26 protein-coding genes and 1 riboswitch are annotated in these 22,916 nt (G+C 53.5%); of the genes, 4 read left to right on the top strand and 22 right to left on the bottom strand.

Translation table 11 applies throughout. The annotated features are described in order from the left end of the window. Positions 1-8: 8 nt before the first annotated feature. The 8 genes from fabK to GXX34_10740 form a co-directional block, all read right to left on the bottom strand. Positions 9-953, bottom strand: a complete 945-nt coding sequence (fabK, locus tag GXX34_10775; protein ID HHW07987.1) for an enoyl-[acyl-carrier-protein] reductase FabK — start codon at positions 951-953, stop codon at positions 9-11. Positions 954-977: 24 nt separating this feature from the next. Continuing rightward, a complete protein-coding gene (locus GXX34_10770; GenBank protein ID HHW07986.1) occupies positions 978-1,976 on the bottom strand; it encodes a ketoacyl-ACP synthase III in 999 nt (332 codons plus the stop codon). Beyond that, positions 1,973-2,986 carry a phosphate acyltransferase PlsX gene (gene plsX, locus GXX34_10765; protein HHW07985.1) on the bottom strand — a complete coding sequence of 338 codons (1,014 nt, stop codon included), beginning with the start codon at positions 2,984-2,986 and terminating at the stop codon, positions 1,973-1,975. The genes GXX34_10770 and plsX overlap by 4 nt, the downstream gene beginning before the upstream one ends. Before the next feature lie 15 nt (positions 2,987-3,001). Further along, entirely contained in the window at positions 3,002-3,562 is a 561-nt protein-coding gene (gene fapR, locus GXX34_10760) for a transcription factor FapR (GenBank protein HHW07984.1), read from the bottom strand. Between the two features lie 128 nt (positions 3,563-3,690). Further along, positions 3,691-3,870 carry a 50S ribosomal protein L32 gene (rpmF, locus tag GXX34_10755; protein ID HHW07983.1) on the bottom strand — a complete coding sequence of 60 codons (180 nt, stop codon included), beginning with the start codon at positions 3,868-3,870 and terminating at the stop codon, positions 3,691-3,693. Between the two features lie 14 nt (positions 3,871-3,884). Beyond that, on the bottom strand, positions 3,885-4,427 hold the full coding sequence (locus GXX34_10750; protein ID HHW07982.1) for a DUF177 domain-containing protein: 543 nt from the start codon (positions 4,425-4,427) through the stop codon (positions 3,885-3,887). Positions 4,428-4,455: 28 nt separating this feature from the next. Beyond that, entirely contained in the window at positions 4,456-5,667 is a 1,212-nt protein-coding gene (locus GXX34_10745; GenBank protein HHW07981.1) for an acetate kinase, read from the bottom strand. A 5-nt stretch (positions 5,668-5,672) separates the two neighbouring features. After that, positions 5,673-6,506, bottom strand: coding sequence for a patatin family protein (locus GXX34_10740; protein ID HHW07980.1), 834 nt, complete (start codon positions 6,504-6,506; stop codon positions 5,673-5,675). A 96-nt stretch (positions 6,507-6,602) separates the two neighbouring features. Between GXX34_10740 and ylbJ the strand changes: the two genes are divergently transcribed. Further along, positions 6,603-7,796: a sporulation integral membrane protein YlbJ gene (gene ylbJ, locus GXX34_10735; protein HHW07979.1), complete on the top strand. Its 1,194-nt coding sequence runs from the start codon at positions 6,603-6,605 to the stop codon at positions 7,794-7,796. A 7-nt stretch (positions 7,797-7,803) separates the two neighbouring features. Here the strand turns inward: ylbJ and GXX34_10730 are convergent, their stop codons facing one another. Both GXX34_10730 and rsmD read right to left on the bottom strand, forming a co-directional pair. Further along, positions 7,804-8,262: an ATPase gene (locus tag GXX34_10730; GenBank protein ID HHW07978.1), complete on the bottom strand. Its 459-nt coding sequence runs from the start codon at positions 8,260-8,262 to the stop codon at positions 7,804-7,806. Then, positions 8,249-8,821: a 16S rRNA (guanine(966)-N(2))-methyltransferase RsmD gene (gene rsmD / locus GXX34_10725; protein HHW07977.1), complete on the bottom strand. Its 573-nt coding sequence runs from the start codon at positions 8,819-8,821 to the stop codon at positions 8,249-8,251. The genes GXX34_10730 and rsmD overlap by 14 nt, the downstream gene beginning before the upstream one ends. 389 nt (positions 8,822-9,210) lie before the next feature. Between rsmD and GXX34_10720 the strand changes: the two genes are divergently transcribed. After that, positions 9,211-11,358: an acetate--CoA ligase family protein gene (locus tag GXX34_10720; GenBank protein HHW07976.1), complete on the top strand. Its 2,148-nt coding sequence runs from the start codon at positions 9,211-9,213 to the stop codon at positions 11,356-11,358. Here the strand turns inward: GXX34_10720 and GXX34_10715 are convergent. Beyond that, positions 11,344-11,511 carry a DUF2197 domain-containing protein gene (locus GXX34_10715; GenBank protein HHW07975.1) on the bottom strand — a complete coding sequence of 56 codons (168 nt, stop codon included), beginning with the start codon at positions 11,509-11,511 and terminating at the stop codon, positions 11,344-11,346. The two genes, GXX34_10720 and GXX34_10715, sit on opposite strands and share 15 nt — an antisense overlap. Positions 11,512-11,604: 93 nt before the next feature. Between GXX34_10715 and GXX34_10710 the strand changes: the two genes are divergently transcribed. Beyond that, positions 11,605-12,606 carry a GPR endopeptidase gene (locus tag GXX34_10710; GenBank protein HHW07974.1) on the top strand — a complete coding sequence of 334 codons (1,002 nt, stop codon included), beginning with the start codon at positions 11,605-11,607 and terminating at the stop codon, positions 12,604-12,606. Between the two features lie 71 nt (positions 12,607-12,677). On the opposite strand, the gene GXX34_10705 is transcribed toward GXX34_10710, so the two are convergent. The 6 genes from GXX34_10705 to GXX34_10680 form a co-directional block, all read right to left on the bottom strand. Further along, positions 12,678-12,908: an alpha/beta-type small acid-soluble spore protein gene (locus tag GXX34_10705; GenBank protein ID HHW07973.1), complete on the bottom strand. Its 231-nt coding sequence runs from the start codon at positions 12,906-12,908 to the stop codon at positions 12,678-12,680. 110 nt (positions 12,909-13,018) lie between these two features. After that, positions 13,019-13,195 (bottom strand): hypothetical protein, encoded by a 177-nt coding sequence (locus GXX34_10700; protein ID HHW07972.1) that lies wholly within the window; start codon positions 13,193-13,195, stop codon positions 13,019-13,021. Positions 13,196-13,284: 89 nt separating this feature from the next. Further along, the gene (recG, locus tag GXX34_10695; protein ID HHW07971.1) at positions 13,285-15,333 is read right to left on the bottom strand and encodes an ATP-dependent DNA helicase RecG; all 2,049 of its coding nucleotides are present in this window, start codon (positions 15,331-15,333) and stop codon (positions 13,285-13,287) included. A gap of 23 nt (positions 15,334-15,356) precedes the next feature. Continuing rightward, the gene (locus GXX34_10690) at positions 15,357-16,979 is read right to left on the bottom strand and encodes a DAK2 domain-containing protein (protein HHW07970.1); all 1,623 of its coding nucleotides are present in this window, start codon (positions 16,977-16,979) and stop codon (positions 15,357-15,359) included. A 14-nt stretch (positions 16,980-16,993) separates the two neighbouring features. Then, positions 16,994-17,353: an Asp23/Gls24 family envelope stress response protein gene (locus GXX34_10685; protein HHW07969.1), complete on the bottom strand. Its 360-nt coding sequence runs from the start codon at positions 17,351-17,353 to the stop codon at positions 16,994-16,996. Positions 17,354-17,384: 31 nt separating this feature from the next. Then, positions 17,385-17,582, bottom strand: coding sequence for a DUF1858 domain-containing protein (locus tag GXX34_10680; GenBank protein HHW07968.1), 198 nt, complete (start codon positions 17,580-17,582; stop codon positions 17,385-17,387). A gap of 264 nt (positions 17,583-17,846) precedes the next feature. Here GXX34_10680 and GXX34_10675 point away from each other — a divergent pair, with 264 nt between their 5' ends. Beyond that, entirely contained in the window at positions 17,847-18,035 is a 189-nt protein-coding gene (locus GXX34_10675) for a 50S ribosomal protein L28 (GenBank protein HHW07967.1), read from the top strand. A gap of 51 nt (positions 18,036-18,086) precedes the next feature. On the opposite strand, the gene yfcE is transcribed toward GXX34_10675, so the two are convergent. From yfcE to pknB, 5 genes are all read right to left on the bottom strand, one after another. Then, entirely contained in the window at positions 18,087-18,638 is a 552-nt protein-coding gene (gene yfcE / locus GXX34_10670; GenBank protein ID HHW07966.1) for a phosphodiesterase, read from the bottom strand. 20 nt (positions 18,639-18,658) lie between these two features. Further along, positions 18,659-19,240, bottom strand: coding sequence for an ECF transporter S component (locus GXX34_10665; protein ID HHW07965.1), 582 nt, complete (start codon positions 19,238-19,240; stop codon positions 18,659-18,661). 111 nt (positions 19,241-19,351) lie between these two features. After that, positions 19,352-19,469: riboswitch (FMN riboswitch) on the bottom strand. A 46-nt stretch (positions 19,470-19,515) separates the two neighbouring features. Further along, positions 19,516-20,169 carry a ribulose-phosphate 3-epimerase gene (locus GXX34_10660; GenBank protein ID HHW07964.1) on the bottom strand — a complete coding sequence of 218 codons (654 nt, stop codon included), beginning with the start codon at positions 20,167-20,169 and terminating at the stop codon, positions 19,516-19,518. Position 20,170: 1 nt separating this feature from the next. After that, positions 20,171-21,046: a ribosome small subunit-dependent GTPase A gene (rsgA, locus tag GXX34_10655; GenBank protein ID HHW07963.1), complete on the bottom strand. Its 876-nt coding sequence runs from the start codon at positions 21,044-21,046 to the stop codon at positions 20,171-20,173. A gap of 9 nt (positions 21,047-21,055) precedes the next feature. After that, positions 21,056-22,909 (bottom strand): Stk1 family PASTA domain-containing Ser/Thr kinase, encoded by a 1,854-nt coding sequence (gene pknB, locus GXX34_10650; GenBank protein HHW07962.1) that lies wholly within the window; start codon positions 22,907-22,909, stop codon positions 21,056-21,058. Between the last annotated feature and the right edge of the window lie 7 nt (positions 22,910-22,916).

Raw genomic sequence — 22,916 nt, 5'->3', positions numbered from 1 at the left:
CTTCTCACCTAACCTATCGGAAAGTTTCTCAGTTCCTTGAGCACCTGCACGGCCCCCTGGACCAGATCCCGGATGATGGCTTCCGCCGGTTCTTCCCGTTGCACCAGGGCGCTGATTTGCCCCGCCATTACGGAACCCATTTCCACATCCCCGTCCACAGCCGCCAGTTTCAAGCGACCTCGACCCAACTCCTCGAACTGGGCCAGGGACGCCTGCTCATTTCTCAGTTTGATGAATTCTCTGGTCAATTTGTTTTTCAATACCCGGACTTCATGGCCCGGCAAGCCGGTCAAGACCGTGTCCCGGTCCTTGGCATCCATAATCGCTTGTTTATAATTGGGGTGAACAGTACATTCGGTGGCACAAACAAAGCGGGTTCCCAACTGCACACCTTTGGCACCTAAAGCCAGGGCGGCCACCAGGCCCCGGCCGTCGGCAATACCGCCGGCGGCAATGACCGGCACCTCCACGGCATCCACGATCTGGGGAACCAGCGCCATGGTAGTTAACTCTCCTACATGCCCACCGCATTCCATGCCTTCGGCAATCAACCCGTCGGCTCCCGCCCGGACCAGCCTTTTGGCCAGGGCTACCGAAGATACCACCGGGAACACCTTCACGGAATGCTGCTTTAGCAAAGCCATGTGCTTGCCGGGATTACCGGCACCCGTCGTGATGACGGGCACCCGTTCCTCTATAATCACTCGGATGACCTCTTCCACATACGGTGACATGTAGTAGACATTCACCCCAAAAGGTTTTTCAGTGACGGCTTTGACTTTGCGGATCTCCTGCCGCACCCATTCCGGGGGTGCATTGCCGGCGCCGATAATGCCGAGACCTCCGGCTTGTGATACGGCCCCGGCCAGTTCGCCGGTAGCCACCCAGGCCATCCCTCCCTGAAAGATGGGATAATCAATCCCCAGCAGGTCACACAACTCAGTGTGCAGTATTCTTTCCAAAGCTCACCCTCCTTTCTACTTGGCCCATTTGAGGGCCACTCCCCCCCAGGTTAGCCCGGCCCCGAAAGCAACCAGCAGCAAGACGTCTCCTCTCCTTAATCTCCCCAGTCTAGCCGCTTCATCCATGGCTACCGGGACGGAAGCGCTGGACATGTTGCCGTATTTATCCAAGTTGACGATGACGCGTTCTCTAGGCAGCTCCAGCCTCTTTAAGGCTGCTTCCACAATCCGCATGTTAGCCTGGTGCGGGATGAGGAAATCCACATCCTTTTCCGTTAAACCGCACACCTGGAGGGTCTGAGTTGTCGCGTCTTCCATGGCTTTCACGGCAAATTTGAAAACCTCTTTTCCCTCCATGTGCAGGTAGTGCAGCCCCGCTGCCAGGCTGGCGGGAGAGGGAGGCCGGCGGGAACCGCCGCCGGGCAGGCACAGTAAACCTGCGCCTCCACCGTCTGATTTCAAATAACTGCCCAATATACCATAGTTGGTTCCGGGAATCCCCTGCAGCACGACGGCACCGGCCCCGTCACCGAACAGGACACAGGTACTGCGATCAGACCAGTTCACAATGCGGCTTAAAGCATCCGCTCCGATAACCAGGGCTGTGCGATAGAGCCCTGTCTCCAAAAATTGGCTTCCGGTAGCCAGGCCGTAAATAAATCCCGTACAACCGGCGGACAAGTCAAAGGCAGCAGCGTTGACGGCACCCAATTTCTCCTGCACCAGGCAAGCCGTGGAAGGAAAAAGCATGTCCGGCGTCACCGTCGCCACGATGATCAGGTCAATTTCCTCCGGGCTGACCCGGGCGTCCACCAGCGCCTGCCGCGCCGCTTCCAGGCACATATCAGAAGTAGCTTGTTCGTCTGCCAAGACTCTTCTTTCCCTGATTCCCGTCCTCGTCCGGATCCACTCATCGCTGGTGTCCACCAAGCGAGATAAATCATCATTGGTTACAATTCTTTCGGGGACGTAGCTGCCCGTCCCGGCGATCACAGCTCGAAAAGGCTGGGTCATGCCTGGTCTTCTCCTTTACCGATTCTCGCCACACTGGCTTCGATTTGTTCTACCATCCGGATTTGCACACAGTCCATAGCCACTCTAATCGCGTTGGTAATGGCGCGGGCTTTAGAACTGCCGTGACAGATAATGCTGACACCCTTGACCCCCAAAAGAGGGGCCCCGCCGTATTCGGCGTAATCCATCATGTTTCTTAATCGCTTCAGCCCCGGCGCCACCAGGGCCGCTCCCAGTTTGGTGCGCAGGTTGGCGGTCAATTCTTCTTTCAGCAGTTGAAAAATGGTAGTCCCTAGCCCTTCTGACAGTTTTAAGACCACATTGCCCACAAAACCGTCACAAACTAAAACATCCACCACACCTTGGGGCAAATCCCTGGCCTCAACATTGCCGGCAAAATTCAAAAAGGACCGGGACAAAAGGGTGAAGGCTTCTTTCACCTGGTCATTACCCTTATTCGGTTCCGTACCTATATTCAACAAACCGACCGAAGGGTTTTGCCGACCCAAGATCTTTTCCGCATAAATACTGCCCATCACGGCAAACTGGAGCAAGTGTTCTGCTTCCACATTAGTATTGGCTCCCACATCCAGCAGGACGGTAGGCTTGTTTAACGAAGGAAAAAGGGTGGTAATGGCCGGCCGCTGGATGCCTTTAATCCTACCCAAGATCAGCAAAGCCGCCGCCATCTGGGCACCGGTGCTGCCAGCTGACACCAGGGCATCCGCTTCCCCTTGTTTCACCAGTTCGGTAGCCACCCCAATGGAAGTGGTGCCTTTTTTCCGGCGCAGGGCTATGGCCGGCTGTTCATCCATGGCTACCAAATCAGGAGCGTGCACAATCCTGATATTGGGAAGTTGAGGGTACTTGGCCAGTTCCTCTGCCACAACTTCTTCGCGGCCCACCAATATGACAGTGCAATCACTATAGCGCTGGGCTGCTGCCACGGCTCCTTGAACAATCTCCAGTGGGGCATGATCCCCTCCCATGGCATCTACCGCAATCCGCAACTTTCCCTTCACTCCTTATCTTGGGGCCGTCACGATAAACTGCCCCTTGAATACGATGTCATTCCCCACGTAAGAATAAACGGAAACCAAATATGTATTACCACGTTGCACTTTCACCGTAGCTTTGGCAATCACCCGGTCTCCCAGTTTGACCGGCTTTTTATAACGCACCCTGGCACTGCCTGTTAAAACCACCGGAGCATCAATGATGGCCACCGCCAGTGAGTTGGCCTGGGCGAAAAGGTGATGACCCCTGGCCACCAGGTTCCGTTCCAAAACCTTGTCGTCCTGGATATCTAAGATAGAGATACCGCTTTGATTGAGCCTAATATCAATGAGCTCCCCTACCACCTCTTTAGCCTCCAGGGATTTCACCTGAGCATAGGCCTCCTTGGCCACCTGGCTCACTCTTTCCCGCACCTGGGGAATACCCAAAGCCAGCCGGTCCAGGCGGATGGTCTGGACACTAACGGAAAAGTACTCGGCCAACTCTCGATCCGTAGCAAACGGGTTATCTTTGAGGTAAGCCAGCAGCCGCTCCTGACGTTGAGCTTTATCCAGGGGAGTGCCTTCCATGATAACCACCTTTAGTATCTGGTGCTAATATCAGCTTATTAGAGTATATTATAACTACCCGTGATTTGCAAACATTTTTTTCAAAAAAAATTAAAGCAAGGTGCAGGGACCTTGCTTTAACATACACACTATTCACCGGCATTGACTGCCTTCCCTTTATAATAACCACAAGCCGGGCACAGGGAATGAGTGGGCTTCAGTTCATGGCATTGTGGACATTCGGTTAAATGCGGCATGCCAATCTTCAGCCACTGGGAACGGCGCTTGTTTTTTCTCGCTTTGGATACTCTCCGCTTTGGTACACCCATGCAAACCCCTCCTTTCAACTCTTCTCTTGCAACAACTGCTTCAGTACTTCCAACCGGGGATCAACTTGCTCACTTTGGCAATGACAGCCTTCTTCCTTCCTTCTCCCGCAGTGAGGACACAAACCCTGGCAACCGGGGGAGCACAGGAACTGCATCGGCAGGATTAAGTAAATACTCTGCTGCAGCAAATCGTCAAGCTCAATGGTATCACCTGCATAGAATTGACCGGCAAACTCTTCCTCATCCCGGTCCGTGCGCTTTCCTTCCGGAAAGAAGGCTCCCTCAAAGTCCGCCTCCAGGGGATAATCAAAAGGTTCCAAACAACGGCTGCATTCCACCCCCAGTGCCGACGCCAGGCGCCCGCGCACCAGAATAGTGCCCCCTTTTTGTCCCTCCAGGGTCAAATGGACGGACAGGGGTCCCGTGAACGGCAACTCTTCCCCTTGCCAGTGAAGAGGGTGCTCCCATGTCGTCGACAGCTCCAATTGCAGCGTTTTGCCCGGAACTCTTTTGACTTCAGACACATCAACGCGCAAATGCCTCACCACCACAAACAAAAAACACCAAATCTCATTATACTAAAGCCTATCCCCGAGTGTCAATCCGCTCGACAATTTCTTGGGTCTCCCGGGCAATCATTAACTCCTCATTGGTAGGCACCACCAGCACCTTCACCCGGGACGTCTCATGGGAAATCTCCGCTATTTGGCCCCGAACTTGGTTTTTTTCCTCATCGATGACAATGCCGAAACACTCCAGGCCTTGACAGATCGCTGCTCTCATGGTGGCGGAGTTTTCTCCTAAACCGGCGGTGAAAACCAGCAGGTCCAATCCACCCAAAGCGGCCATATAAGCACCGATGTATTTCTTGACTACGTAGGCAAACCGGTCCAGTGCCAGTTTAGCTCTTTCATGTCCTTGCCCGGCGGCTTGTTCCAAATCTCTGAAGTCACTGGAAACCCCGGAAATTCCCAGCACGCCGCTTTTCTTGTTCATGAGTTCATTGAGCCCGCTACTGCTTAGTTTCTCCTTTTCCATCAAAAAGGTGACGATGGCCGGGTCCATATCGCCGCAACGGGTACCCATGGTTAACCCTTCCAAAGGAGTAAAGCCCATGCTGGTGTCAATGGATTTGCCCCGGTCGATGGCCGTCACGGAAGCACCGTTACCCAGATGGCAGGTAACGATCTTGAGTTCGTCCACGGAACGTCCGAGGAACTCGGCACCTTTCCGGGCCACATACTTGTGAGAAGTCCCATGGAAACCATAACGGCGGATGCCGTATTTTTCATAAAGCTCATATGGCAAGCTGTATAGATAAGCATGCGGGGGCATGGTTTGATGGAAAGCGGTATCAAAGACAGCTACCTGGGGCACGGTGGGCAAAATCCGCTGGCAGGCCTCGATGCCTTTAACGGCGGGGGGATTATGTAAAGGTGCCAAATCATACAACCGCTTCAAAGTGGCCATGATTTCATCGTCGATCAATACCGACTGGGCAAACTCACTGCCGCCGTGCACGGTCCGGTGCCCGACGGCTTCTATCTCGTCAATACTTGCCAGGACACCATATTCCGGGTGGACCAGGGCATCCAACACCAGTTTAATGGCGGTGCTGTGATCGGGAATCTCCTCTTGAAAGACCATTTTGTCCCTGCCCTGAGGCTGGTGATTCAGAACCGCTTGCGCCAAGCCGATCCTTTCCACCAAGCCCTTGGCAATCACAGCCTCCTGCTCCAGGTCAAACAATTGATACTTCACGGAAGAGCTCCCGCAATTCAATACTAAAATCTTCATTGTTATTACGTCCTCCTTTGCTTTCTTTGGGACAACCCATTGCTGCAGTCAATACCACATTCAGTCAGGAGCTGTTTGATTTGAGGAACAGCCCTCCTGGCCGCAGCTTCTCCGATAGCGATACATTCCTTAAAGCGACTGAACTCAGAGCTGGCAATGTGAGCTAAATCGGGTTGGATCAATATATCCGCCTCCGCCAAATAGGGCCGGGCTACCTCCCGCTCCATGAGCTCAATGGAATGCAAGAAAACCTCGAAAATATTGGTAATCTTGAATTCCCTCCGGGTATCACCTCCAAATTTAACATCAACGGCAATGACAATGTCAGCACCGCATTTCCGGGCTACGCCCACCGGAACGCGCTCCAAAACGGCCCCGTCCACCAGCAGCCTATCGCGCCAGCGCTTGGGGGCAAAAACACCGGGAATGGCAATGCTGCCCCTGACCGCTTCGGCCACCGAGCCTTCATTGATAACTACTTTTTCTCCTTTTTCAATGTCCACCGCTACTACATAAACAGGGATGTCCAGCTCGGAAAAGTCCTTGTCTTTCGTCAACAAGCGCAGCAGTGTTTCCAAGCGATGTCCCCGGATCAAACCCATTTTAGGCACGGCTAGGTCAAACAGTTGTTTCTGGGGCAGGTGCTCCAGCATCTTTTCCAGCAAGTGCAAATCCACTCCTGCACCGTACAAAGCGCCGAAGACACTCCCCATGCTGCAGCCCACGATTAGATCAAAAGGAATATTTTCCTCCTCCAACACTTTCAGTACCCCTAAATGAGCAAAACCTTTGGCCGCACCGGCTCCCAAAACCAACCCCACTGTCGGGGTCTTGTTCATAACCTTGCCTCCTTAAAGTTTTCCCCTGAAACTGGTGCTAGAAACCATCATACCAGTAATAGATTATAAAAGAACATGCCTGGAGGTCAACCGGATATGCATCTTCTCCCTAAGCAAGGCTGGACATCATTACTCCGCCTCACCCTGCTCCTGTGCCTGGCCGCCATCATGATGCTCCATCCCCAGCAGATTTTCCCGGCGGCCAAGCGAGGGATCGATACCTGGTGGCAAGTTGTATTTCCGGGACTGTTCCCTTTTTTCGTCATTTCCGAACTGATGATCCAATTGGGCGTGGTCCATTTCCTCAGCATTTTCTTAGAACCGGTGATGCGGCCCCTTTTTAACGTCCCAGGCGCCGGGGCCCTGGTAGTAGCCGCCGGTTATACCTCCGGAGCTCCCATCGGGGGCATTCTCACGTCCCAGCTCCACAGGCAGAACTTAATCGACCGGGAAGAAGCCGCCCGCTTGGTGGCCTTTACCAACAACGCGTCTCCCTTGTTCATGTTGAGTTCCGTGGCGGTGGGGTTTTTGCACCTACCCCAAGTAGGCTGGCTGCTGGCCCTAAGCCACTACAGCGCCAACATCATCACCGGGGTTTTCTTAAAATATCTTTCCCCACCAAAAACTGCACCCGCGGCCGGGTACCCGCTCCGGACCTTGTTCCGGCTGGCGGTCAGCCATATGGAGAAAGCCCGGCAGGCGAACCACAAACCCTTTGGGCACCTGTTAGGCGATGCCACCAAGAAAGCCATGCAGAATATCCTGGTCGTTGGTGGCTTTATCATTGTTTTCTCGGTGCTGATTGAAATTTTGACCCTGCTGGGGTTCGTCAAAATCGCCGGGGCTGCCATCGGTTATTTTCTCATTCCCCTGGGGTTTGCCCCGGACCTCCTCGTACCCCTCGCCAGCGGTTTATTGGAAATGACCATCGGGATCAAAATGGTCTCCGAAAGCAATGCTCCCTTCCTGCAGCAGCTGGTATGTACCAGTCTCCTCTTGGGATGGGCGGGGGTGGCGGTCCACGCCCAGGTAGCCGCATTTACCAGCGAAGCCGGGATCCCTTTCGGTCCTTACTTCTTAGCCAGGGGATTGCAAGCCTGCCTCTCGGGGATAATTACTTTCATCGCCGGGCTTTCGGTGCTGCCCTTCCTGAGCTTGGAAGTCATCCAGGTCCGGCCCCCTTCTGCCTGGACCCTGGTACTGCAGAGTGTCAAGACGATGGCCGCCATCCTGGGGCTCCTGTCTTGCATGAGCCTAATGGCGGTTTTACGGCGCAGCATCCGAACCTAACCGGTATTTATCCTACTTGTGCTTTCAGGCCCTGGAGCTCAGATTTGCTTTCCCTAATGCTCTCCAGCGCCTTATTCAAATTGTTCTCCAGTTGTTCCAAGATCTGCTCCGCATAAGCCGTAGCTCCGTCACGCATCTCCAATTCAATGGCTTTGGCCCTGGCTAAAATCTCCTGGGCCTTTTGCTCCGCTATTTTAACCACTTCGTTCTCGAGGGCCATTTGTTCGATCTGGGTTTGAGCTCTTTTCAGCGTTTCTTCCGCTTCCTGCTTGGCATCGGCCAGCACCCGTTCTCTTTCCTTGGCAATCCAACGGGCTTGCCGAATCTCTTCCGGCAATACGGAGCGGATTTGATCGATGCAATCCAAAACCTCTTCCGCATCCACCAGCACTTTGCCGGTCAGGGGCACCCTGGCACCGCTTTCGATGATGTCTTCCAACTCATCGAGCATTTCAAATACGTCCATGACCTTCTTCCTCCTTTGCAGGCTCAAAAAATAAAAGCATGGTATCGCCGTATATCTTCTCTTTTAGTAATTGTAAACCGGGTACTGCCGGAACAGGCCCGTACTTAACTCCCGTTTCCAAAACCACCAGCCCGCCAGGGGCCAGCAATCCTCTCCGGCAGATGGAGGTTAACACCTGGACCACCAGATCGCTGCCGTAGGGGGGATCGATAAAAATCAAATCGAAAGGCATACCTTCGTATTGCCGGAGGAAAACTAAAGCATCACCTTTAATCACGACAGCTTGATCTTGAAAACCGGCTTTAGCAATGTTGGCCGACAAAACCCGCCAAGCCGGCGGATGTTTCTCCACAAAAACAGCCAGCCTAGCTCCCCGGCTTAATGCCTCGAGACCGAGGGCTCCGGTCCCGGCGAAAAGATCCAAAACATGGGCATCCTGCTCATAGCCTTGAATAACGTTAAACATGGCTTCTTTGACCCGGTCAATAGTCGGTCTGGTATCATATCCTTTTGGTGCCTGGAGCAGCAACCCTTTCCTTTTTCCTGCAATGATCCGCATTTTCCATATCCACCCACAGCTATTATAGCATATCCTGTCATGGCAATTGAGTTCCTTACCGCAAATATCGTCAAATCCACAAAAAATTTTTCCCTGCCCTGAATATTATTGACATGAACAGCCCATAATAATTACTGGTAAAGCGCTTTACAGAAGAGCTTAGTGGTTATTACTTAATAACCCTCCCCCATGAGCTCTTCCTCCGGTTTCTCCTCTCCCAGTCCCTACAGGCGTCAAAAGGTACCTAGCGCCTGTAGGGCAACGTCAACCGGCACCGCCGTCAAGCGGTGCTTTTTTGTTTTTTCGACAGTTTTCTCCTTGCGGCAGGAAATTCCCGGATAATGCTGAATAGTTATTCATGTCAAAATTGTGCTACAAGGAGGAACATTATGGACGTACAGCAACTCGACCATTTGTTCAATCCCCAGAGCATTGCCATTGTCGGAGCTTCAGCCAATCCGTTAAAACCGGGCGGCCAACCTCTGATCTCCTTGCTCTCTGCCGGGTATGGGGGCCGTCTTTACCCGGTTAACCCGCGTTATCAAGAGATCCATGGGCTTAAGTGCTATCCCAGTCTAACCGCTATCAATGACAGCATAGACCTGGCCATCATCTCGGTACCCGCCAGGGACATCCTGGCGGTGATGCAGGAATGTGTTGATACCGGTGTCAAGACAGCCATCATATTTACCTCCGGCTTTGCTGAAATAGGACCTGCAGGCAAGAAGCTGCAGGAAGAGCTGCTCGGCGTGGCCCGGAGGGGCAACATCAGGTTTGCCGGTCCAAACTGCCTGGGCATCGTCAATGCCCCGGCCAAGGTCATGGCGAATTTTGCCGTCAGCCATCATCCGGAAAAAGTAGTGAAAGAAAACGCATATGCTTTTATCAGCCAAAGCGGCGGGTTTGGCACCATTACTTATTCGGAAGCGCAAAAACAGGGCCTGGGCGCCCAGATCCTGGTAAGCACCGGGAACGAAGCTGATTTAAGCTTTACCGATTTTCTCAACTACATGATTCACTGCACCGATGTCAAAGCCATCGGGGCATACCTGGAAGGGGTCAGAAACGGGAAGGAGTTCTGCCAAATAGCCGATGCCGCGCTGGCTAAGGGAGTACCATTGATTATCCTGAAGGTAGGCAAACACCAGGCTGCCGCTCAAGCGGCCCAATCCCACACCGGTTCCATGGTGGGTAATGACGATATCTATCAAGGCTTCTTTGATCAAAAAGGGATTATCCGCATCACAGGAATTGAGGAGATTTTTCCATTATTGCATTTGTTTGCCGACCGGAAATTTCCCCGGGGCAAGCGCATCGGTATCCTATCCACCTCAGGTGGAGGCAGCGTTTATCTAGCGGATCTGTGTGTAGAGGCCGGCTTGGAAGTGGCCCAGTTATCCCCCGCCACGCGCCGGGCATTGGAAAGCATTCTGCCGTCTTTTGTCACAGTCAATAACCCGGTGGACTTGACTTCCCAGGCCATGGTGGAAGAAGGGCTCTTAAAACAAGCCCTGGATGCCGTCCTCCAGGATCCCAACATCGACTTGCTGCTGTTGTACTTTAACGTGGCAGGGGAAGGCGCCGGGCACGTCATCCAGCAGCTCGAAGCAGCGTACCTGGCTTCCGACAAGCCCATGATGTGCATTGGCTGGAGTCATGATGACCAAGCCCACGCCCTGACCCAGGCATTAATGAAGCAGGCCGGTTTACCCAATGCCCTGCAAGTGGAACACGGGGTAAGAGCCCTGGCCGCCCTGGCCAACTATGCCGAACGGCACCGGCAGTATATCCGATACAAGCAGCAGGATACACCGGTCCAGGCCACCGGCACCGGTACAGGGCGACAGTTTCTAGCCAAGATCGGGCGCCGGCAGCTGACAGAACTAGAAGCAAAAGAACTCCTTAAGCTCTACGACATCCCCGTGACCCGGGAGGCGGCGGCCCGTTCCGCCGAGGAAGCAGCCAGGCTGGCGGAACAAACGGGCTTCCCGGTGGCCCTGAAAATACTATCGCCTGACATCCTGCACAAGACGGAAGTGGGCGGTGTCCGCCTCAACCTGAACACCCGGGAGGAGGTCTTGGCCGCTTACGAACAAATCATGCAGCAGGTGAAGACCAAGGCGCCCCAGGCCCAAATTGACGGGGTACTGGTAGCGGAGATGGTCCCGCCGGGAAGAGAAATGATTCTGGGCATAAAAAACGACGTTACCTTTGGCAACGTCCTGATTGCCGGCATGGGCGGCATTTTTGTCGAAGTATTGCGGGATTTTGTGTCCGCCGTTCCTCCCCTGGCCAGGTATGAAGCGGAAGCTTTGCTGGCAAGGCTGAAGAGCTTCCCCGTACTAAAGTCCTTCCGCAATTTGGGACCGGCGGATATGGATGCCCTTATCGACATGCTAGTGAAACTCAGCCGCCTGGCCCTGGACTTAGAAGGGATCATCGAGGAACTGGAAATCAATCCCTTAATCGTGGGGGAACAAGGACAAGGCGTAACAGCCGTAGACGCCCTGGTCACTCTAAAATCAAACAGGCCGTAACGGTTTTTGCGCCTCCCTGGCCTGGTACTGCACCCGGTTGGTACACAAATTGCATACAAAAGCAGCTTGGGGATCCCTGGCCAGCCTCTGGTAATCTTTATGTATTTTCGAGATTTCCTGCTCACGACCGCAAATGGAGCAGCGTACTTTCATGGCGTCTTCACCTCAGCAAGATTATACCATTATATACCTGCAAAAACAATTCCTCTATAGGAATAGAAATGGCTGCCTTGGGAAAATATGAAAATGACAAAAGTTGAGGTGAAGACATTGAACAACTATCGATTGCCGCAACACTTGACTCCTTACATGGACTTAGCCGTAGAGGCCCATGACCTGCTGCGGGGTAGTACGGGGCAGGAGATTCACGGCGTAAGGCACGAACAGGCACGGTTTTCCCACGGTACAGTCACGACCATCACCATCCTCAATGAGGAAGGAGAACAATCCATGGGCCGTCCCAAAGGCACCTATGTTACCATTGAATCCGGCGAATTGCGCCACAATAACTGGGACGCCCATAAAAACATCGCCAGGGTTTTTGCCGATGCGTTGAAAAACATGATAGCGGGCTTTAATATCACTCCCGCCGACCCTATCCTGGTGGTAGGACTGGGTAACTGGAACGCTACACCCGATGCTTTAGGGCCGAAAGTGGTTAACACCATGCTGGTGACCAGGCATATGTTTCAACTGGCTCCAAAAGAGCTGACCGGCGGGCTTCGTCCCGTGTGCGCCCTGGCCCCGGGGGTGCTGGGTATCACCGGCATCGAAACGGCCGAGATTATTCAAGGTGTCATCGAAAAGGTACAACCTAAACTGGTCATCGCCGTCGATGCCCTGGCCGCAGGAAATGTGGACCGGATTGCCAGCACCATCCAGCTGGCCAGTACGGGCATATCGCCCGGTTCCGGCATCCGCAACCAGAGGAAAGGCATCAACCAGCAAACCATGGGCGTGCCGGTCATCGCCGTCGGGATCCCCACCGTGGTCAACGCCCTGGTACTGGCCTTTCAGCTCTTCGGCAGCTTAATGGAGAACAACCCGGCCCTGGAGCCATCCATCACTCAGGACAACATGGAAAAATCCATTCAGCAAGTGCTGGGTTCTTTCGGTACCAGCCTTACCGTTACTCCCAAGGAAATAGATGAGTTGATTACCCGCACTACCAAGGTCGTAGCTTCCGGTCTCAACCAAGCACTGCACGTGGCAATCAACCCGCAGGATTATGCTTTATACCTGCAGTAAGGAATTGTTTTCCCGGGGGCAAAACGAAGCGAGCCCGCAGGCTCGCTATGATAAAATGTTATTCACTTTTGTTACTGCTGCCCGCCCCCGGGGGTTTGGTTAGCAACAGAGCTCTGGTAAGCTTGGATCATCTTACGAACCATGTTACCACCGACTGCACCGTTCAGGCGGGAAGGAATGTCTCCGAGATAGCCCCTGTAGTTCGGGAGGCCGATCTCTTGCGCAGTTTCATACTTCAACTGGTCCATAGCTTGACGAGCTTGAGGAACTACGATTGTGTTGCTTCTTTGTCCGGATGCCATCCTAGTTTCACCTCCTTTGCTCTTGTAGTCTTATTATGGCTCTCCAGGTTACTTTTATGCTGTCATGCCCCTAGTAGTATTTGCCTGACTTGTACCTTCAAGGAAAGAAACTACTTGAACCTGCGCCCACCCAAAGTTTTGCCTGTCTTCAAGAACTCCAGCGTTTCCTCATAATCGCTGTAATCATCAAAATCCGCATCAAATGGGCCGGTCCTTTCATCCGTGCCCGGGAAGTAACCTTCTTTTCTCTTGTTTGGATAATTTTGCTTGTTTTTCGGTTCCCGCAAGACCGTTACCTCCTTCTTTTGAAACTATAATCCACCTTTAGCTTTACCAAAATAAAAAAGACTATGCTTTGCAGCATAGCTTTGAAACGTTAAGGCAAGAATTCCCGATAGTGTTCTTGCACAAAGGCCAGCAGCTGCCGGTATTCCGCTTTGTGTTTATGACTGACGATATGCCGGGCATCCCGCTGGGCCAACTGCATGATCCGGTGATCCCGTAAGAGGTCCGCCGCTTTAAATTGCGGCATGCCGTGCTGCCGCACCCCGAAAAAGTCGCCGGGGCCCCTGAGCTTCAAGTCTTCCTCCGCCAGGGCAAAACCGTCGGCGTATTGCAGCATGGCTTTGACCCTGCTCTTGGCCTCTTTGCCGGCCAGGTTGCCCATCAACAAGCAGTAGGATTGGTCCCGACCGCGGCCCACTCGGCCGCGCAATTGATGCAGCTGGGCCAGGCCAAACCGCTCGCAACCGGTAATTAAAATCACGGTGGCATTAGAGACATCCACACCAACCTCAATCACCGTCGTCGCCACCAATACATCTAACTCGCCGCGACGAAAACCATCCATCACCTGCTCTTTCTGGGGACCGGGCATCCTGCCGTGCACCAGCCCCAGGCGATACCGGTGAAAAGCACCCCTGCGCAGTTCTTCATATAAAGTGGTGGCAGCCTCTGCGGAGATTTTCTCCGACTCATCGATGAGAGGACAGACGATATAAGCTTGTTTGCCCCGCTCCAACTGCTGCCGGATGAAAGCATAGGCTTGCTCCCGTTTCTTTTCCGGCACATACCTGGTGACGACCGGCTGCCGCCCGGGAGGAAGCTCATCAATGACGGAAAAATCCAAATCACCGTAAAAAGTTAAGGCCAGGGTCCGCGGGATGGGTGTGGCCGTCATAATCAAGAGATCCGGCTTTTTCTGCCCTTTAGCCAGCAATTTCCCTCTTTGCGCAACGCCGAAACGGTGCTGCTCATCAATCACCACCAGCCCCAAATCGGCAAAAGCAATATCCTCCTGAATGAGGGCATGGGTCCCTACCACCAGCTGGATTTCTCCGGCGGCCAAGCCGTGCTTTAGTTTTTCCTTCTCCTCCCTGACCAGGCTGCTGGTGGCCAGGGCTATCTTAATACCCAAGGAACCCATATAATGCTTAAAGTTAAGATAATGCTGCTCTGCCAGTATTTCCGTCGGAACCATCAAGGCCCCTTGATAGCCGTTATCAATAGCTTTCAGCAAAGCCAGGACGGCCACCACTGTTTTGCCGGAACCCACGTCTCCCTGCAGCAGGCGGGACATGGGGACGGGCTGTTCCATATCGTGAAAGATTTCTTCCATCACCCTTTGCTGGGCCCTAGTCAGGGAAAAGGGCAAATGAGCCAGGAATTTTCTTACCAGGGGCCCTGATTGGGTATGGGCAATGCCCTCTTCCTGCCCGGCCACCGCTTTATCTCTCAACAGTCCCAGTTGCCAGAGGAGCAGCTCTTCATAGGCGATGGTTTTTCTCCCTCTTTCAGCAGCAGAAATGCTCTTAGGACAATGGATCTGCCTAAGAGCCTCAGCTTTGCCGGTCAAGCGATAGAATTCCCTGATCCTGTCCGGTAAAATGTCGGGCATCTCGCCGGCGTACTTATCCAGGGCCTGCTGCACCAGTTGGCGGATAAACCGCTGGGTCAGCCCTTTCGTTAAAGGGTATACGGGAAGGATCCCTTGTCCTACCTCCACTTCCTCCGCCGGCGGTACAATCTCGAAATCCCCTACGACGATGGTCTTTTCCATGGGCCGCGCCACACCGCGGCCGTAAACGGTCAACTTCGTGCCGGCAGTCAGCAGGCGTTTAAGATAAGTCTGGTTGAACCACACGGCATAGGCCTGCCCGGTACCGTCATCCAGCAAGGCTTTAAGGATCGACAATTTGGGCCTCGGCCTCAGTTCCTGCACCTCACGGACCACACCCCAGTAGGTTCCCTGCTGCCCGCCGGCCACGTCCCGCAAGGGGATGATCCGGCTGCGGTCTTCATAGCGGATAGGAAAATGATAGAATAAATCCTCCACTGTGGCGATACCCAGCTGCCTTAGTAATTGGGCCCTTCTTGCACCCACGCCGGCCAACCGCTCCACCGGCAGGCTCAAATTGGTTGGCACTGTACTTGCCACCTGCGACCACCTTATTCTAAACCGAAGATATAGTAATACAAGGGCTGTCCTCCATTGTGCATTTCTATCTCTAGTTGAGGAAATCTATCTTGAATGGTTTCCTGAAGTACGGCAGCATCCTCTTCAGTCACATCCTGCCCGAAATAAACGCTGAGGAGTTCGTATTCTCCTGCTCCCAACTGCTCCAGGAGATGCAGGGCCACCTCGTCAATTTTCTCTCCTTTGGCTACGATTTCGCCGTCAGCCAGCCCCAGAATCTCCCCCCTGTTGATGTTGAACCCGTTATACTGGGAATCCCGCACCGCAAAGGTGATTTCCCCCGTCCTCACCGTATCCAGCGCTTCCGTCATCCGCTGCCGGTTATCTTCCAAAGACTCCTCCTGGTGGTAAGACAGCATAGCCGCTACACTTTGGGGGAAATTCCGTGCCGGTATAACGGCTGCCTGGATCCCTTCCTGTTCCGCCAGGGTTTTTGCTTGCTCTGCCGCCAGGAAAATATTCTTGTTGTTGGGCAGTACAATCACTTGCCTTGCGCCCGCTTCTCTAATGCCGGCCAGTAAATCCTCGGTACTGGGATTCATGGTTTGTCCACCGGGAATCACCACATCGACCCCCAAGCTTTGTAAAATGGTAGTCAGCCCTTCACCCACGGTAACGGCCACGACGGCCATTTCCTTCAAGGGCCTTGGCGGCGCCGGCTCTTCAAAAAACTTGCTCTCCCGGTGTTGTTCCTCCATATTGTCAATTTTAATATCAAATAAGGTGCCTAGCTCAACGGCCTTTTCCAGGACCAGCCCGGGACGATTAGTATGAATGTGCACTTTCAGCATGTGCTCGTCACCGACCACCAGGAGGCTGTCCCCTAACTCCAGCAGCTCTTTTTTCAACCCCTCGCCGTTCAGCCCCTGTCCCTTGATAATTAATTCGGTGCAGTAGCGATAAGTGAGATTAATAGGAGAGGTTGTAGCCGTGGCTGCCGGCACCTGCCCGGCAACACCCGCATCCTCCCCCGGCCCGACTTCACCTTTAAGGCCGGCGATCATGCCGCGGATAATAAACACCAGCCCTTGCCCGCCGGCATCTACCACCCCCGCTTCCGCCAGTACCGGGAGTAATCGTGGTGTGTTTTTCAATGCCTCTTCAGCATGAGACAAAGCCGTTTCCAAAACGGCCAAACAGTCTCCTCCTTCACCGGCCTTTTGCTGGGCCCCTTCGGCACAAGCCCTGGCAACGGTCAACATCGTCCCTTCCACCGGCTTGATAACGGACCGGTAGGCTACCTCCGCCGCTTTCCGGAAAGCGTTGGCGAGACTGCGGCTGTCAAACTCGCCTTTTTCCGCCCCCTGGTAAAAGCCGCGAAACAATTGAGAAAGAATGACCCCCGAATTTCCCCTGGCGCCCATTAAAGCACCGCTGGAAAGGGCCTGCAGCAAGGCCGTAACGTTATCTGTATCCCGGCTATCCATTTCCCGGACCGCCGCCGACAGGGTTAAGTGCATGTTGGTACCGGTATCCCCATCGGGTACCGGGAATACATTCAGTGAATCGACGTATGCTTTATTCGCCCCTAAAACAGCTTTGGCCCCGTGAAAGGCCTGCCTCAGCTGTTCGACGCTCAAGATCCCATATTGCAAACCCGGCTACCTCCTCAGTCCATGACCTTTACTCCTTGGACAATGATATTCACCGCACTGACCGTTAGACCGGTGGCCTTTTCCACCGCGTAGCGCACCTTTTCCATGGCGTTTTGCGCTACTTCGGAAATCTTGATGCCATAGCTGACCACCACATAGACATCGATCACCAGGTTGCCGCTACGGGTATCGACGGTGATGCCTTTGGCCAACGAATCCTTCCCCAAAAGCTGGCCAATACCATCCTGAATGTTTTTCGCAGCCATTCCTACCAAGCCGTAACTCTCCAGGGCTGCCCACCCTGCGATGCTGGCAATTACCTGATCGGAAATAAAGATCTTGCCGTATTCATTCTGTTGTACTGAAGCCACAATCCACTACCCCCTTTCAAACCGCCGACACCCACTAATCCTCTCGCACCAAGCGGTTCAATTCCGCCAGCAGCTCATCCACATCCATCCCGTGTTGTCTGGCAGCCATTTCAATGGTCTCGTTCACGGCTCCCATACAGCTGCTGCAATGCATGTTGATCGACTTAAGGTATTGCTGTGTCTGGGGAAAACGCTGCATCAATTCCATTAAAGTCATGTCCTTCGTAATCACCGGCAACCCTCCCAAGCAGCGTATTATTTATCAATACCGGAAACCCTTCCCCCGAGTCAACTGGCGCATCACCGGTCTGACGAGATTACCACAACATTTCTAAAATATTTTTTCCACATCTGCAAGAACAAACCCTGCTGAAGGATAAAATTTTCAATTTAACCTCATTAAACAAGGGACAGCCTTGCACAATCCCATGCTTTCTGCTAAAATAAGCAAAGGTTTGTTTGTTAGGAGGTTCAGGCTACCAAGGAGGTGGATAAAATGGCTAAATGCGCTGTATGTGGTAAACAAGTCATATCTGGTCATCAAGCCAGCCACTCAAATATTAAAACAAAAAGGACTTGGGCACCCAATATCAAAAGGGTCCGCGCCATCGTCAACGGCAGTCCTCGCAGGATCCATGTCTGCACCCGGTGCCTTCGTTCCGGCAGAGTAAAAAGGGCAATCTAAAGCGGCATACATTGAAAAAAGACCCGCGATGAAGGGGTCTTTTTTATTTTATTATTCCAGTTTGATTTGCGCCACCACCTGACCTGCCTGCCAGGCAACGAGAGAAATCGTCTCTCCTTCCCACAGCCCAATGGTGCCTTCCTTCCCTTGTTTCGGCAGGGAAGGACTCCCCGGATTAAGGAAAACGGTGTTATCAATCCGGGTCAACACCGGCACATGGGTATGTCCTTGAATGCAAAGGTCAATGGCCCACTGCCGGCATAACCGCTGCACGGTCCCTTCATCCAGGCGATGCCCGTGATGCAGCAAAACCTTTTTCCCTGCGATGATGGTCACGATGTACTCACTGGCCAGGGGCAGCTCCAGCACCATCTCATCCACCTGGCTATCACAATTCCCCTGGGCAATCAGAAGGGGCACGGGCAGCTGCCGCATTGAATCGGCCAGGGCCTGGGGTGCATACCCGGGCGTGAGGGGATTCCTGGGACCGTGGTACAGCACATCACCGGCATGGAGAATGAGTTTCAGGTCCTTTTGATATTTGTTCATAACTCCTTCCCAGGCGGCCAGGTCGCCGTGGGTATCGCTGGTAATGAGAATCAAGTATGCTTACCCTCCTTGTTCTATTTGCCCGCCGTGATTTCGGAAGTTTTTTTGATCACTTCCCGGTCGACGGTTTCTCCTAAGAACACCCGTACTCGCTTATAAACCACAAAGGAAATACACCCGCTTAAGAATCCTTTCACGGCATTAAAAGGAACAACGGCCGAGATGATCAGTCCCCCTACTTCCTCGGCAGGAATACCCCATAAAGGCAGCAGGATGAAGTAGTTGGCCAGGGACATGACCGCCACCAGGGCCAGGGAGCCCGCCACCAGGCTGACCAGCGCCCCGGTCTTGGTGCGCCAGTGATCGTAAACACTTCCCGCCACCAACACATACGTACACCCGGCGATGGAAGCGCCCAGAAACCCGATGATGCCCGAAGTGGCTTTCCCGGAAACAAAGAACACCACGTTTTTGATTAGTTCCACCAGCACACCGACCCATGGACCGTAAGCAAAAGCTGCAATCAAAGCAGGGACCTCACTGGGATCATACTTCAAAAAGGGCGGCAGGAAAGGCAGGGGAAACTCCAAGGTAAACATCAGTAAAAAACCCACCGCAGACAGGAAACCTACTTGCACCATTCTTTTGACCGGCATCTTTCTCCTCCTGTTCCCCAATATGGCCCCCGGATACAAAACCAAAACCCCGGCGCATACCTCCGGGGTTGAAAAAAGCAGACGGAATCACAGCACAGGACACTGTGATTTTCGCTCCTTCTCCCATCCAGACTTTCACTGTCGGCTCTGGAATTTCACCAGATCAACCGCCGTGCGGCTCGCGGGCTTTACCGCCGGTAAGGAATTCCACCTATCCCCGAAGGAACCATATTGTATTATTTTTATTCTTAATATAGCATTTACACCACCCGGTGTCAAGGCAGGGATGCCAAAATCCTCTCAATGGCCTGGCCCACATCCGGCTGGCCAAAAACGGCGGAACCGGCGACCAGGATTTCCGCTCCCGCCTGCACCACTAAAGGAGCAGTTTCCGGACCGATACCTCCATCCACTTGAATTGGGATCTTTAGCTTCTTTTCCTCTAGCACTGCTTTCAGCGCCCTGATTTTCGGAATTACCTCCGGAATGAATTTTTGGCCGCCGAAACCCGGGTTGACGCTCATGATTAGCACCATGTCCACCATCGGCAACACCCATTCAATGGCTGACAAGGGCGTCGCCGGATTAATAGCCACCGCCGGCTTAACCCCCTGCTCCCGGATTTGCGCCAAAACCCGGTGCAGGTGGTAGGTAGCTTCCGCATGCACGGTAAGATAATCCGCACCGGCTTGGGCAAAATCTTTGATATATTGTTCCGGTCGTTCGATCATCAAATGCACATCAAAGACCATGTTGGAATGCGGGCGCAGCGCCCGGACCACACCGGGCCCAAAGGTAATATTCGGTACAAAGTGTCCATCCATGACGTCCAGGTGCAGCATCTCCACACCGCACCTTTCCACTTTTTCCATCTCCGACTTCAAACAGCTGAAGTCGGCGCTCAAGATGGATGGAGCCAGCTTCACCATCTTAATATCTCCTCTCGTTTGAAATAACTTCTTCCAATAGGTACAGGTAATGATGATAGCGACCGCTGTCGATCAATCCGGCATCCAAGGCACCCCGCACGGCGCAGTCGGGTTCCGTATGGTGCAAGCAGCTGGAAAACCGGCAGCTGCCCTCCAACCTTGCCAGTTCCGGAAAATAACCGGCTAACTCTTCCCTGGTCATGCCAGTCAGGTTCAAACGGCTGAAGCCGGGGGTATCGGCTACAAACCCGCCATCCGCCAGCCTTAACAATTCCACATGGCGGGTGGTATGACGGCCGCGCTTGGTTTTATGGCTCACATCACCGGTTTTGAGAGACAGTCCGGGCTGCACGGCATTTAACAGGCTGGATTTACCTACCCCGGATGGCCCGGCTAAAACGGATATTCTATCTTTCAGGCGTTCCCTCAGGGCATCAACACCGGCCAAGGTCCTCGCACTGCTCAATATGACCGGATAGCCTATGCCCTCATAGACGGAACGATACTTGTCCATGGCAGCCGGGGCGACCAGGTCGGCCTTGTTGAAAACGATGACCACAGCCAGGCCGTGAAACTCGGCAACAACCAGCAGGCGATCCAAGAGCATCAGATCCGGCGGTGGACTGTCCACGGACATCACGATGATGACTTGTTCCACGTTGGCCACCGGGGGTCTCACCAACTGGTTCTTGCGCTCAAATACTTTTTCAATGACCCCTTTCCGGTCGCTGACCGGCCTAATCAAAACCCGGTCACCCACCAGGAAGTCCTGGTTTTTCACCCGGTACTTGCCCCTCAAGGTACACTCCCAGACTTCGCTCCCGGCTTGGACATAATAGAATCCGCTGTAGCCTTTGATAATAATTCCCTCTAGCATACTACCCCCCTACTGTAATGCCGTTTCTTGAATCAAAACGTCATCCTCATAGACTTGTGCCTTTCCTTGGCCGTAATAGGGTACTTCAATGCTGATGAAGTCGTTCGGGTCATGCACAGCGTTATAAGCTTCCCGGAGGCCCGTTTGATCCTCGATGACCACCTTGATCCGGTGCTGTTCCCCGTCATCCTGAACCCACACTTGGATGGTGGCTGTCTTGGCCGCAGGCCCCGGCCCAAGGCTGACCGTTAAATTAACGGTTGTTCTTTGCAGTACCTGCTCCCCGGGCGGTATATCCTGGCCGGTCACGTAACCGGAAAAGTACTCATGACTCGTTTCCTGATGCACTTCAAATTCCAAGTAATTCTGCTCCAGGATTTCCGTGGCCTCCGCCAGGGTTTTCCCTACTAAATCAGGCATGGTAATATAGCGAGGTTGGGGACCGAGGCTGATGGTCAGGATTACTTCGGTGCCCAGAGGTACCTCGGCATTGGGCCCGGGTTCCTGATCCAAAACATGCCCCTCCGGAACTACGTCCGAATAGCTTTCCCCCACATCCTGCGCCACCTTAAAACCCGCATTAGCGATTTCCACCCTGGCTTCTCGCTGGCTCAAACCGATCACATCGGGAATCCTGCCCATATTAGGACCTAGGCTCACATCTAAGACTACCGCTCTCGTCTTTTTGATCTTTTCTCCGGCCGCCGGCCTCTGGGCCAGCACGTAATCCGGCGGCACCTGATCATCATGACGGCTCATGCCGATCTCCCAATTTAACCCGTGCTCAAAAAGGATCCTTTCCGCTTCCCTCAACGGGATGTTGGTGACGTCAGGCACCTCCACTTCGCTGACGGCCAGGTATCGATTGATGCCGAAATAAACCGAACCCGCAGCCAACAAAGTCAAGGCCAGCAGGAAGAGCACCCAGCTGACCAGCCTTGGCCGCCTGCTCTTGGGCCGCTCCCTTGCCCCTTCATCGCCGGTTTTTCGGGTGACCCTCGGTAACACCACAGTCTGGGACAAACCTTGCCCCAGCTTGTCTCGCACCTCTTCCAGTGCCCGCTTCATGTCTAAGGCGCTGGCAAAACGTTCTTCCGGCTTCTTGGCCAGAGCTTTGGCCAAAACAGCCTCCAACTCTCCGGGCAGATCCGGTACAATTTGCGAGGCCGCCGGGTATTCCATCTGGATATGTTTGATAGCGATGCTGATGGCCGTATCCCCTTCAAAAGGCAGTCTACCTGTCAGCATTTCATACAGCACGATCCCGGCGGAATAGATATCCGTATGAACGGTCACCAGGTCACCCCTGGCTTGTTCCGGCGAGATGTACTGGACCGTCCCGAGGATACTGCTGCCCGAATAAGTCATGGTAGCGTTGGTTGCCGCTTTGGCAATACCGAAATCGGTGACTTTAGCCTGCCCCTTTTTCGTAATCAAGATATTCTGCGGCTTGATGTCTCTATGGATGATGTTGCTGTCGTGGGCATGTTGAAGGGCATCGCAAATCTGCAGGGCATATTCGATGGCCTCCAAAGGATCCAACCGGCCTTTTGTCTGGATGACATCTTTAAGGGTACATCCTTCCACGTACTCCATCACCAGGTAATAAAGCCCCTGGTCCTGGCCCACATCGTAAATACTGACGATATTCGGATGGGACAACTTGGCTACCGACTGGGCCTCTTTTAAGAAGCGCCGCACCACTTCCCGGTCATTGGCAAACTGGTCCCGCAAAATCTTAACGGTGACAGCCCGTGACAGCAAACGGTCTTTCGCTTTGTAAACAACGGCCATCCCGCCGCCGCCGAGCCGCTCTTCAATCTCATAGCGATTACCTACTATTTGCCCGATCAGCGTGTTCACCTCATTT

Source organism: Clostridia bacterium (genome assembly GCA_012840125.1).
Lineage (GTDB): Bacteria > Bacillota > DULZ01 > DULZ01 > DULZ01 > DULZ01.
The sequence above is the reverse complement of the archived record's forward strand: the minus strand, read 5'-3'. Positions and strand labels throughout refer to the sequence as shown.

Excerpts from the sequence above, each read along its gene's own strand:
- fapR (HHW07984.1), bottom strand. The coding sequence starts at position 3,562 with ATGGAAGGCACTCCCCTGGATAAAGCTCAACGTCAGGAGCGGCTGCTG.
- GXX34_10745 (HHW07981.1), bottom strand. The coding sequence starts at position 5,667 with ATGAAGATTTTAGTATTGAATTGCGGGAGCTCTTCCGTGAAGTATCAA.
- GXX34_10770 (HHW07986.1), bottom strand. The coding sequence starts at position 1,976 with ATGACCCAGCCTTTTCGAGCTGTGATCGCCGGGACGGGCAGCTACGTC.
- GXX34_10705 (HHW07973.1), bottom strand. The coding sequence starts at position 12,908 with ATGGCATCCGGACAAAGAAGCAACACAATCGTAGTTCCTCAAGCTCGT.
- GXX34_10675 (HHW07967.1), top strand. The coding sequence starts at position 17,847 with ATGGCTAAATGCGCTGTATGTGGTAAACAAGTCATATCTGGTCATCAA.
- GXX34_10660 (HHW07964.1), bottom strand. The coding sequence starts at position 20,169 with ATGGTGAAGCTGGCTCCATCCATCTTGAGCGCCGACTTCAGCTGTTTG.
- GXX34_10710 (HHW07974.1), top strand. The coding sequence starts at position 11,605 with ATGACAAAAGTTGAGGTGAAGACATTGAACAACTATCGATTGCCGCAA.
- rsgA (HHW07963.1), bottom strand. The coding sequence starts at position 21,046 with ATGCTAGAGGGAATTATTATCAAAGGCTACAGCGGATTCTATTATGTC.
- GXX34_10665 (HHW07965.1), bottom strand. The coding sequence starts at position 19,240 with ATGCCGGTCAAAAGAATGGTGCAAGTAGGTTTCCTGTCTGCGGTGGGT.
- GXX34_10730 (HHW07978.1), bottom strand. The coding sequence starts at position 8,262 with ATGGACGTATTTGAAATGCTCGATGAGTTGGAAGACATCATCGAAAGC.
- rpmF (HHW07983.1), bottom strand. The coding sequence starts at position 3,870 with ATGGGTGTACCAAAGCGGAGAGTATCCAAAGCGAGAAAAAACAAGCGC.
- ylbJ (HHW07979.1), top strand. The coding sequence starts at position 6,603 with ATGCATCTTCTCCCTAAGCAAGGCTGGACATCATTACTCCGCCTCACC.
- rsmD (HHW07977.1), bottom strand. The coding sequence starts at position 8,821 with ATGCGGATCATTGCAGGAAAAAGGAAAGGGTTGCTGCTCCAGGCACCA.
- GXX34_10740 (HHW07980.1), bottom strand. The coding sequence starts at position 6,506 with ATGAACAAGACCCCGACAGTGGGGTTGGTTTTGGGAGCCGGTGCGGCC.
- GXX34_10715 (HHW07975.1), bottom strand. The coding sequence starts at position 11,511 with ATGAAAGTACGCTGCTCCATTTGCGGTCGTGAGCAGGAAATCTCGAAA.
- GXX34_10720 (HHW07976.1), top strand. The coding sequence starts at position 9,211 with ATGGACGTACAGCAACTCGACCATTTGTTCAATCCCCAGAGCATTGCC.